General features: G+C 58.0%; 12 protein-coding genes. All 12 read right to left on the bottom strand.

Annotated elements, in window-relative coordinates; genetic code table 11:
* Positions 1-891 precede the first annotated feature (891 nt).
* Positions 892-1,713 carry a phytoene/squalene synthase family protein gene (locus Q6L55_04495; GenBank protein ID MEN9257978.1) on the bottom strand — a complete coding sequence of 274 codons (822 nt, stop codon included), beginning with the start codon at positions 1,711-1,713 and terminating at the stop codon, positions 892-894.
* Positions 1,714-1,786: 73 nt separating this feature from the next.
* Complete coding sequence (shc, locus tag Q6L55_04490) at positions 1,787-3,676, bottom strand: squalene--hopene cyclase (protein ID MEN9257977.1); 1,890 nt, start codon at positions 3,674-3,676, stop codon at positions 1,787-1,789.
* 61 nt (positions 3,677-3,737) lie between these two features.
* Positions 3,738-5,774 (bottom strand): thioredoxin domain-containing protein, encoded by a 2,037-nt coding sequence (locus Q6L55_04485; protein ID MEN9257976.1) that lies wholly within the window; start codon positions 5,772-5,774, stop codon positions 3,738-3,740.
* A 46-nt stretch (positions 5,775-5,820) separates the two neighbouring features.
* Positions 5,821-7,908 (bottom strand): FkbM family methyltransferase, encoded by a 2,088-nt coding sequence (locus Q6L55_04480; protein ID MEN9257975.1) that lies wholly within the window; start codon positions 7,906-7,908, stop codon positions 5,821-5,823.
* Positions 7,909-7,923: 15 nt separating this feature from the next.
* Positions 7,924-8,853 carry a hypothetical protein gene (locus tag Q6L55_04475; protein MEN9257974.1) on the bottom strand — a complete coding sequence of 310 codons (930 nt, stop codon included), beginning with the start codon at positions 8,851-8,853 and terminating at the stop codon, positions 7,924-7,926.
* 2 nt (positions 8,854-8,855) lie between these two features.
* Entirely contained in the window at positions 8,856-9,185 is a 330-nt protein-coding gene (locus tag Q6L55_04470) for a hypothetical protein (GenBank protein ID MEN9257973.1), read from the bottom strand.
* A gap of 93 nt (positions 9,186-9,278) precedes the next feature.
* Positions 9,279-9,800 (bottom strand): hypothetical protein, encoded by a 522-nt coding sequence (locus Q6L55_04465; protein MEN9257972.1) that lies wholly within the window; start codon positions 9,798-9,800, stop codon positions 9,279-9,281.
* A gap of 1 nt (position 9,801) precedes the next feature.
* Positions 9,802-11,706 (bottom strand): ribulose bisphosphate carboxylase small subunit, encoded by a 1,905-nt coding sequence (locus tag Q6L55_04460; protein ID MEN9257971.1) that lies wholly within the window; start codon positions 11,704-11,706, stop codon positions 9,802-9,804.
* A 38-nt stretch (positions 11,707-11,744) separates the two neighbouring features.
* Positions 11,745-12,050, bottom strand: coding sequence for a EutN/CcmL family microcompartment protein (locus Q6L55_04455; GenBank protein ID MEN9257970.1), 306 nt, complete (start codon positions 12,048-12,050; stop codon positions 11,745-11,747).
* Positions 12,050-12,391, bottom strand: coding sequence for a carbon dioxide-concentrating mechanism protein CcmK (locus Q6L55_04450; protein MEN9257969.1), 342 nt, complete (start codon positions 12,389-12,391; stop codon positions 12,050-12,052). The genes Q6L55_04455 and Q6L55_04450 overlap by 1 nt, the downstream gene beginning before the upstream one ends.
* A 14-nt stretch (positions 12,392-12,405) precedes the next feature.
* Positions 12,406-12,714 (bottom strand): carbon dioxide-concentrating mechanism protein CcmK, encoded by a 309-nt coding sequence (locus Q6L55_04445; GenBank protein ID MEN9257968.1) that lies wholly within the window; start codon positions 12,712-12,714, stop codon positions 12,406-12,408.
* Positions 12,715-12,939: 225 nt separating this feature from the next.
* Positions 12,940-14,772 (bottom strand): cation:proton antiporter, encoded by a 1,833-nt coding sequence (locus Q6L55_04440; protein ID MEN9257967.1) that lies wholly within the window; start codon positions 14,770-14,772, stop codon positions 12,940-12,942.
* Positions 14,773-14,777 lie beyond the last annotated feature (5 nt).

Here is a 14,777-nt window from a genome sequence, read left to right as displayed (position 1 = left end):
TGAGGGGATGAACTTCAGGAGGTCCGGCAGGACAAGGTTGTGAATTCTCTGCCACCAGCGCCTACGACTGGGGGGAAAGTTTGCCTGGCATCGCACAAGGGACACCCTGCAGGAGTACGTGCGGATTGACCAGTATTGGGTAAGTGTGGATCACTATCGGCGCACCCCACCAGTGGTTACTTACCACCTATGAATCCAAATGTGAACCTAGAAATTTCTTTGGGCGAACTCTACGAGGGCGTTCTGTAGTGCTTTCTTGAGCATGAGTTGACCACGTGGATTGGCGATAATGCCAGCAACCCCGATCTCTATTACCGCAACCAGTAAAGTAGGCCAATTTAATCACCATGATGATTAAATCCCACTGAGTCTGAATTTACCGAGTTAAAAACAGTATGCTTGGCTAATGATTTACCAGCAGGTTTAAAGCTGGCTGATTGGCAGACCATCATCAATCTTGCCTGGGCCTAACGCAAGTTAATAAGGCTTCCCTAGTTGGCATTGCTTTGGCTAAAGGGGAAGGAATGAGCAAACATAGATGCACCATAACTAGAGACTGCAAGATTGACAAGTTACCTACGGTAACAATGCACTATCTGATAAGTACAGACTCCCTCCCAGAGACTGGCCATTTGGTTGTTGCCAGTACGACCTGGTTGGATCAGGTTTATTCGGCAGCTCGCTTTTTTGATTGGGGGATTTGACCAACAGGCAGATGGGTTGGCCGTCCCTCGCATCCAATATTTTTGGGCAAGTCTTTTCGGCGATTGCCTCTTGATGGAACCCCAAGGATTCCCCCCGCACAAACCACCACCCCCGGGTCCAACCTTGCACCAAGGAACAGGGCAGTTGTCCCCACTGATTTTTACATAAATTTTTACATAAACCTATCTAACGGCTGCGACCGGTCACCTGGGCAACAACGGCCATGACCGCACTACGGGTAAGTTTGGCGTGGCCTTGTTGCAGGGCCTCCAAAGTGGCGTGGGCCAGCGCCAGGGGAATTTTACAGAAATCCAGAGCCGGTCCGGGAGGTAGGGCTGCATTATAGGCCTCTGCCAGGGCGAGATTCCGGCGGGCATAGGCATCCATTTCCGCTTTGCCCCAACCATCCGGGAAAAAGTTGACGCCCCGTCGTTGGTCCTCCTCGCGGTTACGCAGGATATTCACCGCCTGCAAACCCCGCCCAAAGCCAATCGCCAGGGAACGATTCGTCTGCGTACCATCATACCAGGCCCACAAATCCGACAGCAGCAAGCCCACCGCCCCCGCCACGCCAAAGGTATAGCGGTCTAGGTCCGCCTCCGTTTGAATCCGCCAGTTACAGGACGCCCAATAGGCCATACGGTCCGCCATCGCTGCCGTGGCATCCCAAATCCGGGGCGCAATCGTTGGGGGAGCCAGCAAAGCCCATTCCCCGATCCGCACCGTCACCTCCGGCAAGGGGGTTTGGTGCACCGCCAGCGCCAGGGATAAATCATTCACCGCAAAGGTATCCGTCGCCGCCTCGAGGGTCAAACTCACCGAGCGCAGCAATTTCACTTTTGTTTCATTATCCAAATCCGGGTGGTCTTCGATTTCGTCAATGGCCCGCATACAGAGATAGGCGGACATCACCGCTTCTTGCAAACCCGCAGGCAAGCCACTGATGGGAATAAAAAACGTGCGGCTTGTTTCTTTGAGTAATTCCAAAGCACCCCGGCGCAGATCCATCCGCTCAACTCCTTTCCACCACTACACACACCATACCATTAGCGCCAAGTATAGCGGAAAAACCGGGGTTGGCCTAGTCCTGCTCCACCTGCTGCCGGTAGCGCCCCAGGGCCATGAGCGGGAAGTGCTGATAGTACAAGTTATAGCGCAGGTAGAAATGGCGGGGAAAACCGGTGCCAGTAAACCATTGCTCCTGCCAAGCGCCATTGGCCTGTTGTTGGGTCAGGAGGTATTCTATTCCCCGCCTTACTGCCGGCTGGGTGGCTTGTCCGGCCGCTAACAAGCCCAACAATGCCCAGGCGGTTTGGGAGGCCGTACTATCCCCCTGGCCCTGGAGCGCTGGGTCATCGTAGCTGCGACAGGTTTCCCCCCACCCCCCGTCGGGATTTTGGTGCGCCAGCAACCAGGTCACCGCCCGTTCCCGTGCCTGTAGCGCTTGCGGTTCGTCCTGCAAAGCAGCCAAAACCCCACTGGTGCCGTAGATGTAATTGACGCCCCAGCGGCCAAACCAACTGCCCGTCGGCTCCTGCACCCGCAACAGGTAATCCAGCGCCCGTTGCTTGACTAGCGGCGGCAAAGGCGGCACCCCCGGATAGCGGGCCATTTCCAACACCCGCGCCGTCACATCCGCCGTCCCCGGGTCAATCATCGCCTGCAAATCCCCGTAGGGAATGAAATTCAACCAGTCCTGGTCATTGTCCTTATCAAAGGCCCCCCAAGCCCCGTTGCGCCCCTGCATGGACACAATCCAGTCCACCGCCCGCCGGATGGCCTGCTGCTTTTCCGCCTCGTTAGGCAGGCGAATTTGACTCAGGGCCATGACTACCACCGCCGTATCGTCCACATCCGGGTAATAGCGATTGTCAAACTCGAAGGCCCAGCCCCCCGGTCGCGCCCAGGGATTTTTTACCGACCAGTCCCCGTAGGTATGGAGAATTTGTTTATGCAACAGCCATTGGCCCGCCTGCACCAGCGCTGGATGGTCCGGTGGCAACCCGCTATCCACTAGCGCCCGCACCGTCAGCGCCGTATCCCACACCGGCGACACGCAGGGCTGCATCCAATACTCCGTGTCGCTTTCGACGCAGAACTTTTCCACCGCCCGGAAGCCCCGCACCACCGCCGGCTCATCCGGGGAATAACCCAAGCAGCGCAACGCCAACAGGGAATTGACCATAGCCGGTTGAATGCCCCCCCAGTCCCCCGTTTCTTCTTGGCGTTGCAAAATCCACTTTTCTGCCGCCGCCAGACCCTCTTGGCGAAACGGCACCAGTCCCAAACTTTCGGCCCACTTCAGCCCCGCATCCAACCAGACAAACACATCGGACCAATCTCCCTTTTGGGGCAATTCGTAGCGGCGAGCCTGGGGCGGTTCTGCATATAGCTCCTCCAACGTCAACCCCTGGGGATACACCGGCTTATGGTCAAAGACGATGAACAAGGGAACCGTACTACTCCTGGCCCAACTGGACATGTCGTAGATGCTAAAGGGACCCCAAGGGGGCAAGAGCATCAACCAGGGGGGCAACGACGGCAACCCCTGCCATGGGTAACAACCGATCAGGGCCAAATTCAGCTTGGTAAAAACCCGGCTACGGGTCACCCCCCCCTGGCGCAAAACGAAAGCTCTGGCCCGTTGCAACGCCGGTTCCGCCGGTTGGCAGCCCAGCAACCGCAACGCCATGTAGGCCTCAATCGTGCAATTCAAATCCCCCCCATCCCCGTAATACAGCTCCCAACCGCCATGTTCCCGCTGCTGGTTGAGCAGGTACGTTTTGATTTTGGTCAGCGGCAGCCGTTCCAGCCGTTCCCAGATGGCATACAGCAGCACCAACTCCGCCGTCATGGTAACGTTGGACTCCAGCGTGGCCCACCAGTACCCCTCCGGATATTGCAGGGACAACAGATATTCCTGACTACGGGCAATCCCCTGCGCCAACTGTGCCAACGTCACCGTACTCATGGGTCAGCCCCCACCAATCGGTCGTTTTCTAGTTATACCAAGGTTAGGGGCAACCCCATGCCTAGAGTTGGTAGCGGGCCAGTTGTTGCAGAGCCATATCTAGGGACGTAGCCGGCTCACGGCAGGTCAGCCCTTGACACACCAGCGCCACCCCCGGCAGGTCCGTAGCCGGTTGCAGCACCGTCGTTGGGAAAAAGCGCGGACCCATCGCCGCCAAAACCTCCGTCGGCCCCTTTACCACCAGCGGGTGTAGAAACGCGTCCAGCGCCACCAGCAAACTGGGACAACTTTGGGGTGCCGTTTGCAGGAGTTGGCCAAAGGCCTGCAACCCCCGTTCCGCCCGCTCCAGGTAGGTCAAGTCCCCCGTCAGCAGCGCCAAACGCACCAGATTGGTCAACGCCACCCCATTGGCCGACGGAATGGCGTTATCTTCGCAGGGCCGCTCCCGCACCAACACATCCCCACTAGCCGTAGCATAGTAGCCCCCCATCTCACTGGCATAGCCTGCCTCAAACGCCCCCTGAAACGTCTGCGCCAGCGCCAACCACCCATCCGCCCCCTGCCCCCCAAACAAACTCACCACCATTTGGTGCACATCCAATAGGGCTTTGATCCACAGGGCATAGTCCTCCGCCTGGGCCGCCACCGCCACCTGACCGTCGTAATTCAAGCGATAGAACTGCCCCCCCACCCACTGGTGCCGGCAAATAAACTCTGCACATTGGATGGCTAAGTCTGCGTAATGCCGCTCCTGGAACACCACCGCCGCCCGCGCCAGCCCCGAAATCACCAAACTATTCCAGGCGACGATCATTTTCGTGTCCGTGACCGGGGGAATCCGACCTGGCCAGGGGATGGTTTTGGCGTGGTGGGCATCCACTGCCGGGGGAAAGGCCCGACAGGCTTCCGGAGACGCCCCATAGCGCCGGACAAACAACTTGCCCAGGGCTGCCTCCACCACCGGCGCTAGGTCACCCCCCTGCAATCGTTGCAGCACAATTTTTCCCTCAAAATTGCCCCGGGGTTCAATGGCAAAGGCAGCCTGCAAAGCAGACAATTCTTCCGCCGTCAACAGCTCGGTCAACTCCTGATACGACCACACGTAGAACGCCCCTTCCTGGGGTTCCCCCTCCTGCGGACGCACAAAGCTATCCGCATCCTGGGCCGCATAGAAATAGCCCGCCGGCGAGCGCATCTCCCGCTCCAACCAAGCCACCGTTTGGGTTACTGCCCGCCGCAGCGCTGCATCTTGCCAACCCGCACTCCACAGGTGGCTGAGATATTCCAGGATCAACCCGTTGTCATAAAGCATCTTTTCAAAGTGGGGCACCGTCCAGGTGGGGTCTACCGTATAGCGATGCCACCCCCCCGCCACGTGGTCAAAAATTCCCCCCAATACCAGGTTCATCCCCCGCCGCACCGCCGGATGGTCCGCAGTCAAAGGACCGCCCCAGCGACTAGCCCACAACACCCCCTGGGCGTAGGGAATCATGGGAAACGAATTCCCCGGCCCTTCGTAGTTGAGAATGCTGGTGATTTTGCGATAGCCGCTTTCCAAGGTGCTTTTATCCGGCACAGCCACCCCCTGCAATTGATTCGGCGATTGCAAATACTCCAGGATTTGAGACTTTACCTGTTGCACCTGGTCTGGGTGCTGGTCGTAGTATTGGCGCACCGCCTGCAACACCTGCAAAAACCCCGGCCGGCCAAAGCGGGGGTGCAGAGGAAAGTAGGTTCCCCCGTAAAACGGTGCCAAATCGTAGGGGTCCAAAAACACATTCAGGGGCCAGCCCGCCTGCCCAATCATGAGCTGCACCGCCTGGATATAGATATGGTCAAGGTCGGGGCGCTCCTCCCGGTCCACCTTAATCGGCAAAAAATACTGGTTCAGGTAGGCGGCCACCGCCGGGTCAGAAAACGCTTCCCCCTCCATGACCGTACACCAGTGGCAACTGGAATAGCCAATGGACAGAAAAATAGGCTTATTTTCCCGCCGGGCTGTGGCAATCGCTTCTTCACTCCAGGGCCACCAGTCAATGGGGTTATGGCCGTGTTTGCGCAAATACAGGCTCTGGGCATGGAGCAAACGGTTCGGCATCGGGCTGGTCCCCCGGGAGCAACATCCCTTTCCAGTGTAATGGGCTTTATAGGGGTTGCAATCCCGGGACCACAGGGCACAACTCCCGGCGAATGTAACACAAGTTACCCCGATGTCCCCCCTTGATGGACCCTTGCCACAGGATGTAGTGGGGCGACAAGAGCTGGTCGATGACCCGGCGGTCTGACTCCGAATGGAATTCCAGGTAGATGACCTTAACCCCCAGGTCGAGTAGGGAGAGATTTCTCAGAATATCCACCTCGCACCCTTCCGTATCTATTTTGAGAATATCCACAGGCGTAATGCCATTTTCCCGCAAGAATTTACTCGCTTCCTTTAGCTCAACTGTGGTCACCCGCTTGGCCAAGGGATTTGGATGCACGGAACTGTGCACCGAACTTTCCCCCAGATAGAAGTGACTGGTTACATCACTGGAATACAGACCGAACGGAAAGGCATGGCATTTTCGTAACTTTCGGGCATTCTCTTGGAGCAGAAGAAAGGCAAAGGGATCGGGTTCAAAGCAATAAATTTCCGCTTCCGGGTAGTTGACCCTAAAGTAGGCCGCAGCTATGCCAATGTTGGCTCCAATATCAACAATTACATGCACATCTTTAACAGCAAAATCTTGAGTTGGGTAGCACGAGTCATCTAGAACTTCATGGATAACTCGTTGGCAACCACTTTCATCAATGTATGTAATGGAGTAGCTCGCGCCCGATTTAGATGTTAGTTTTAGTTGAACCACTTTGTTCAGTCCAGCCAGACCAGAGTAAGCCATTTGATGACGTTCATCCAGTTCGATGACAAAGCGCGAGCGGACCGCAGGAGATGAAGGCTGGCAAATATAAACATCCCATATCTGACCATGCTGAGTATCGGCCTCATCGAGCCAATGGATCTGGTGACTCAGCCCCAATTCTTCGACAAGCTGCCGTTGGCTTTGGTCCCTGGAGCGGACGTAAACTTTTGCCCTTGGCAAATCAACCAAGTCCATTGCTACAATCAACGGGCAACCTTCGTCAATTAGAATGGAGACATGCTCCCGCAACCTATGTACCTCTTGGAGCTGCTCATAGATTGCTACCCGTGTTTCTAGCAGTTCGGCATGTTGTCTACTAATGGTCATCCGGGAGTCATGGTTTTTCAAAAACGGGCTTGATGTATCCCCTGTGAGCACCCATTCCCATAGCTCATTAACTCGATAGGTGGGATGCAGTTGCTGATAAAACTTTTGGTAAGCACGTCTAGCCATAGCGATTGCTTCGTTGGGGTGCTCCAGGTAGTATGCAATCTTTTCCAGTAACTCTGGACGCGAAGTATAGGTATCACACTCTTGACCCGGTGTGAGTAGATGGGTGAAACCCGACTGGGGAGATAGGCTATCTGTCAACAGGAAACCGCCGCTGGAGACAATCTCTAAATTACGTAGAGAAATATCACCATTCAAACTGCAATTCAAGGCGATCAGGGCGTGGGCATAAGCTATCGCCGACTTCCCTCGGTCTAGGGTGGCAATCTCAACAGGCAATGATGAGTGTATCAGAGACTCAATCACCCGATGTCGCTGGGGATGAAACTGGGTATCACCACAAATGAAAACTGCCTTATTCTGCCGCTGCTCGACAAACTCATGGGAGTAAGTTGTCATGGTTATTAGCGGTAGCCACCCCAAGTTATCAAAACCACAGGCATAAAACCAATGCATGTGGTGTCGGCAGTAAGGGAAAACCAAATAGTCATAAGGCTCCAGAGTTAAGTACTCCAAAAGCTCCCCGATAGGACTGCGAAAGCCATGGTGCGTATCTACAACGATCGCCACCGTCGGGCAACCGAATTTCCTGACGTTGTAAGGCAGGTTCAATTTAATCCCCGAGACATTGACAACCACCAGGTCAAAATCATCTTCACACCCCATCTCTTCGCGGACAAATTCATATAGGTCATACGGTTCACCGGCTGGTGTCTCCCCGTGAATTTCTACCTGGGAAACAAATTTAGGAGAATTGGCGGTGTATTTCGTACAGACCGTAACTTGATGTTCCGCTAGTCGTACGGGCGGCACCTGATAGGGATAGGGTTCCCAACTCAACAAAACCCGTAACCCCTTGGACACTAAACCCGGCTGCTGCATGGACACGCGCCTATCCTAACACGACTCGGTCAATGACTCCAGCTCCTGGCGTGCATGCATCAGCACTTGGGCTGCTCGCTGCAACCCTTCATACTCCTCTGGCTGCAAAGGCACCGGCAACACGCGACTCACCCCCTGGCGACTAATGACGGCCAACAGGCTGAGATAGACATCCCCTAGTCCGTAATACCCCTGCGCCCAGCAACTGACCGGCAGGACCCGCGCCTGGTCCCCCAATATCGCTGCGACGAGATGGTCCACCGCCAAAGCAATGCCATAGCTGGTATTTCCTTTGCGCCGGATGACCTCCTGTCCTGCCTGCAATACCTGCCGCCAGAGGGATTCCCGCTTACTGGGTTCCAAGTCCACCGGCCATCCGCCAACCGTGACCCGACTCCACAACGGCACCGCATGCTCCCCATGTTCCCCTAGCACCGGTGCCTGGATACTCTGGGGAGCAACCCCCAGTTTTTGAGCCAGCAGCGTTTGCCAGCGGGCCATATCCAACAGCGTTCCCGTTCCCATCACCCGTTCCGGTGGCAACCCCGACCAGCGCCAGGCTAGGTAAGCCATGACATCCACGGGATTGGTCACCATCACCCAGACCGCTTCCCGGCACAGGGGCGTTAATTCCTGCACAATGTGATGGACGATGGCGGCATTTTTGCGCAGCAGCACCAGACGACTTTCATCTGGTCCCCGCCTGGCTCCTGCCGTCACCACCACCACCTGGGCACCTACCGCCGCTGCCATGTCACCATAGCTGATTTGCAACGGCTCTACAAAGGGTAACCCATGCTGCAAATCCCAGGCTTCCCCCTCAACCCGCAAGTGGTCTATGTCTATTAGCACCAGTTCATCCGCCCGCCGGCGCACAGCCAGAACCAAGGCGCAAGCCATCCCCACCTGACCTGCCCCCACAATGGCCACCTTGCGCCCACCCATGGCTACGGCGTCAATTCCGAGGTAGTGACCGTGGCGGTTGTTGCTGGTGCAGAGCGCTGAGAAGTCTGTAGGGCCGATTCAACGGCATAAATCTCCACATGGCTAAACAAGGTGGTCACAAACGCAAACAACAAAAAGGGCAAAGACAGTACCAGAATCAACCCCACCGCCGCCAAGGCAAAGATAGGGCGCGTAGAAAAGGCCGCCAGGGACACCGCCAGACTCAAGAAAATAATCACCAGCCACGCAATGACTTGCCCGTAGATGTCCCCAAAGGTCAACGTGCATACAAAACGATAACGGTTGATCCGATCCACAGCCTGTACCTCCATACCCAGTATCTAAAACTTAACTGAGTGATGGCCAGCACCCCGGTTTTTTTCCAAAAATTGTTATATCCTGCCAAAGTGTGCAATTAATCGTAACTAGAGAACGCCCCGGGTGCGCAACGTAATCCGCAACTGATTGAAATACTCCAATCCCACAACGGGTGGGCGGTTGGATTGAGAGGAAGTCGGTCCCGTTTCTGGGGCTAGGTCCCCTTGGCGCTGGTCGCCATTATCACTAGGTGTGGGGGGCGGCGTGGTTTCTTGGGCAACTGGACGGCCCGTGTCCCCTAGTAAGGACCCCGGCGCAATCACTTGCCCCGGCCCAATGCAGGTGTTGTACAAGGTACTGGCAGAGCCGATGCAGGCTTGGGCGCCCACCCGCACCGATCCGATCAGGAGGACCCCCGCCCCGACAATCACGCCGTTTTCCAACACAATACCGTCACCGTGGGCGTGCAGGATCGTCCCCATCCCCAAACACACCCCCGCCCCGACCCAGATGTGGCTCCCCGGATTGGCGATGAGACAAACACCAGGTGCCACCACCGCCTGGGGGTCGAGGTAGACCTCTCCCTGTAGGTGACCGGTCGGATGAACGGGGGGTGGGATGGTTAACACGTTAGGGTTTTTGGATGATCTGCTCAAAGACACGGCGTTTGCCCTTGGGGTCAATCCCCAACAAGCGGACATAGTCGCCGGTATGTTCCCGCAAAAGGGCGGCAAGCGCCATCAGGACTTCCCCTTCTTGCTGGCTGGCCGGTAGCGCCACACTCAACCAGGAGCTGGTTTTGTACCGCCGGGGATCGGCTACTTCCGCCCCAATCCGATAGCCCTGGGCCAATAACTGCCGCACCTGAGCAACGATGGCGCTATCGAGACCCGCAACCGGAGAACCGGTCGTCGTTGCCGTTGGCGTCGCCCCTGCCGGAGCCGTCGTGGGGACATTCACGCCCTCGGGACGCTGGATGATTTGTTCGCTCACCCGCCGCTTGGATTTGGGGTCAATCGCCAGCAGGCGCACATACTGCCCGACCGACTCCCGCAACAGGTTTTCTACCGCCTGAGTCACTTCCGTCTCACGGCTGCTCGTCGGCAGGGAAACGCTCAACCAGGAACCGGTCTTGAACCGCCGCACATCCGCTACTTCCGCCCCGATCCGGTAGCCCTGCATCAACCACTGGCGCACCAGTTGACCAACCCCACTAGTCGGTGTCGGGGCTGGGGTTGACCGGTGGGTCGTTGGGGTAGGACTCCCCGGTGGCCGTTGAATAATCTGCTCGCTCACCCGCCGTTTGGATTGGGGATCAATAGCCAGCAGACGCACGTAATGGTCCACCGACTCACTCAGCAGATTCTCCAAAGCAGCGATGACTTCGTACTCGTTCCGGGACTGGGGCAAGGCCACGCTCAACCAGGAACTGGTCTTGAACCGCCGCGCATCCGCCACTTCCGCCCCGATCCGATAGCCCTGGGCCAGCCACTGTCGGACCTGTTGAACAATCTCCGGCGCCAGGGACGTATTGGTGACCTGGGGTGTCCCACCGGTCGGCGGCGGTGCCGAGTAGCTTGCAGAACCGGCTGGGGCGCTGCGTTGGTCACCCGGTCGCTGGATGATCCGTTCCCCCACCCGGCGCTTGCCCCTGGGGTCAATCCCTAACAAGCGCACATATTCCCCCTGGTGCTCCTGCAAACAGGCCTCCAGCGCCCGCACCACCTCCGGCAAATGGGTCGAGGCAATTGGGCTGCAACTGCGCCAGGACCGGCTGCGGAAATGCCGTTCATCGGCGTGCTCCGTACCAATCCGGTAGCCCTGCTCCAGCCACTGGCGCACCTGCTCCACCACCTGGGGTTCCAGCCGTGTGCTGCCGACGTAGCCATTCCCCCCCGATTGGGCTTGCTTTTGTTGCCGCAGGGGCATAATGCATTCAATATCGGCGGCGCAGCGATACCCGGCCCGCAGGGCGTCGTTGATGCCTACCACATGCTGGGCAAAGGTCACATCCTCGGGACGCACCGGCGGTAACCGGTCCGCCTGCTGCTGCGTGGTAATAATCGAACCCGACGGCACGTACCGCCCCGGAGGAATTTCCACATCCTGGATCAGACAGTGCATCATGACGATGCAGCCGTCGTTGACCCGGGCATTGAAGATGGTGGAGCGAAACCCAATAAAACAGTTATTGCCCACGTAGGCCGGCCCATGCACCAGCACCCCGTGGGTAATGGAGGTGTCCTTGCCGATCCAGACCGAGTAGGACTGCCCATCCTCACCAGTGACCCGGCCCTGCTCCAACCCGTGAATGATCACCCCATCTTGCACATTCGTACCGGCCCCGATGTAAAACGGCGTGCCCTCGTCCGCCCGAATCGAGGTCCCCGGCGCAATCAGTACCTCCGGTCCAATCCGTACATCCCCAATGATGTTGGAAAAGGAATGCACGTAGGCCGTCGGGTCAATCTGCGGTTCCGCTAGCGTTTTCGACCAGGGGGTAGGTGGGGCCGCCTCACTGCGTACTGCCACCATAATGATCCGCCTCCTTGCAACCTTTAACTTAAATGCAGTTAACCACGAGCCTGCGCCCGTTTGCTGTACAGCAATTGTCCTTCAACCGTCACCGTATCAATGATACCGATGACCGCCGCATCCACCGGCAAGTCGTCGCCCCGGTCAATCTTCCGAGCCGAACTACCCTCGCAGACCAGCACCCATTCGTCCACCCCCGCCCCCACCCGGTCCGCCGCCACCTGGTACTCGGGAGTCATCTGGCCGTGGATGTCCACCAGTTGCACCAGGAGGAATTTCACCCCCTGGAGCGTGGCTTCTTTTTGGGTGCTGACCACCGTGCCGGCCACCCGTGCAATACGCATTAGGGACGCAGGTAGGGACGGACGTTGGTGGCGTCTTCCCGGAATTGCTGCACCTGCTCGGTATAGCGAATCGGCAGGACATATTCCAGGTTTTCATGGGGCCGGGCAATGATGTGGTGAGACAGCAACTGCCCCCCAGCCACCCGCTTGACCGACTCAATCCCGGCCGCCACGGATGCCTGCACCTCCGACACATCCCCCCGGACGGTCACCGTCACTCGGCCGCTGCCGATTTTTTCGTAGCCCACCAGGGTCACCCGGGCGGCCTTGACCATGGCGTCGGCTGCCTCCACCACCGCCGGAAACCCCAGGGTTTCAATCATCCCCACCGCAATGGGCATAGGTCAACCTCCCTCTAGACGCGAAACTGTTCAACTTCCGGTGTGTAACGAATCGGCAGGACGTACTCCAGGTTTTCGTGGGGCCGGGCAATGATGTGATGGGAAAGCACTTCCCCACCGGCCACCCGCTTAGCCGACTCAATCCCGGCCGCCACCGACGCCTGCACCTCCGACACATCGCCCCGCACAATGACCGTCACCCGGCCACTGCCGATTTTTTCGTAGCCCACCAGGGTTACCCGGGCGGCCTTGACCATGGCGTCGGCTGCCTCCACCACCGCCGGAAACCCCTTCGTCTCAATCATCCCTACGGCAATCGGCATGAATCCAACTCCTTTGTTGCGTAACGTAAAAATCGGGTTACAATTGACAAAAAATGTTTGTCAATGATTAACAAGGCTAATCGCTCAAACCCGCGCAGGGACGGGAGTTGCGAACTTAGCTTGTTTCAATTTTCAGCATAGTTTGCCCCTGTCGCTTTTGGCAATTGGTTACCGATGAATCTTTGAGATAGGAGGGATTAGTTCCGCTAATGGGTTATCGGGGTGTCAACCCAAGCTCAGCAGGGCTTGTACCAGGTCGCTGGCACCGAGGGGTTCGGGTTCCGCCTCTGGCGGGGGTGCCGGCGCTAGGTAAATCAGCCGGTCGCCGGGTTGGTAGTCCATATCCGTGCTGACCACCTCCAGAAATTGATGTCGTTGGCGCACCAGAGGAAGATGTTCGGGGTGAGTCCAGCGGGGCAGAGCTTTTTCCAGGCGGGTTTCCATGAGGCGGACTTCCCCCCGTTCTAGGGCTTCGTTCCACTGGCGCAGGGTGGGTTGGGGATGGAAGGCGCAGCGCACCTGGTGGGTGTTGGCTCCTTGACTGACGGGGAATAGGGCCAGCACCCGGGGCAGGTAGAACTCCTCGGCCACCCGCTGGGCAAGGATGATATTTAATTCGGCGTTTTTCGTCAGGGCCACAAAGGTTCCCATGTCCGTGATGCCGGCCTCCATGAGCACCTCCGGGTCAAGGGCGCTACCGTTGATGGCCCGCAGATTTTCCCGCGCCGCCGCCTGGCAATCTTCCCGGTTGGTGTCAATCAGCACCGCCGGCTCCCCGTGTTCTTGAAACAGGCGGGCCAGCAGGCGCCCCAAGGGATTACTGCCCACAATCACCACCCCGTTGACCTCCGCTGAGCGCACCCCCAGCAGCCGGGCCATCCCCTGGGCCGTCAACCCTGGCACCAGCACCGTCAGGATGATGGTCAAAAACACTAGCCCCTTGACGGAATCGCCGCCGTTGAACCCCCGATCCGTCAGCACGATGGCAAACAAAGAGGCCACCGACGCCGATACAATCCCGCGGGGGGCGATCCAGGCCAAAAACGCCTTTTGCCGCCAGGTCAGGTCGCTATTCCAGGTCGAAACCAAGATATTCAGGGGCCGCACCAGGAACATCAACGCCAGCACCGTCCACAGGCCGCCCCAGCCCAACATGCCCAAACTGGCCAGGGACAGGTCTGCCGCCAGCAGGATAAACAATAGGGACACCGCCAGGGTGGTCAACTGTCCCTTGAACTGACGGAGCAGCCGTTGTTCCGGCGTGGTCAATTGCAGGACGATACCCGCAACTGCTGCCGCCATCAACCCGGATTCGCTTGCCAACCACTGGGCCAGGCCGTAGAGTCCCCAGACCCCCGCCAGTACCGCCAGATTCTTCAGGTCTTGGCTGGGCACCACTGCCTGGCGAAACAAGCCACTCAACAGCCAGCCGCCGACCGCACCGATGACCATCCCCAATCCCAGCCGAGTGGCCAAGGCCCAACCCACCTCCCACCAACCCGTGTTTTCCGCCAGCACCACATTGAGCACCACCACCGCCAGGATGGCCCCTATCGGGTCGATTAGCACCCCTTCCCCCTCCAGTAGGGCGTTAAGTTTGCGGTCAACCTTAACCTGGCGCAGCAGGGGGCCAATCACCGTCGGTCCTGTCACCGTCACCAGCGACCCGTACAACAACGCCAGGGGCCAGGGAAACTCCCCCAGCCAGTGGGCCGCCATGCCTCCCCCCAAAAAGGTAATCAACGCCCCCACCGTCACCAGGTTTTGGATCGTACTCGACACCCGGCCCAATTCCCGCAGGGATAGGCTCAAGCCCCCCTCAAACAGAATCAAGGCCACGCACAGGGAAATCAGCACCTCCAGGCCGACTCCCAGCAGTTGGGGTTGAAGCCAGCCCAGGCCATCGCTCCCCAGTCCAATGCCAAACAGCAGCAAAAAAATCAGGCTCGGCACCCGTAGCCCATCCGCCAGAACCTGTGCCCCGATACCGGCCACCACCGCCAAAACAATTTGCAGGGTGAGGGTCAAGGAATCGCTCATCACCGGCGGTTTATCCACCCACC

This window comes from Gloeomargarita sp. SRBZ-1_bins_9 (assembly GCA_039794565.1).
Taxonomy (GTDB): Bacteria; Cyanobacteriota; Cyanobacteriia; order Gloeomargaritales; family Gloeomargaritaceae; genus Gloeomargarita.
Note: the sequence above shows the minus strand (reverse complement) of the source record. Positions and strands in the feature narration are given on the sequence as shown.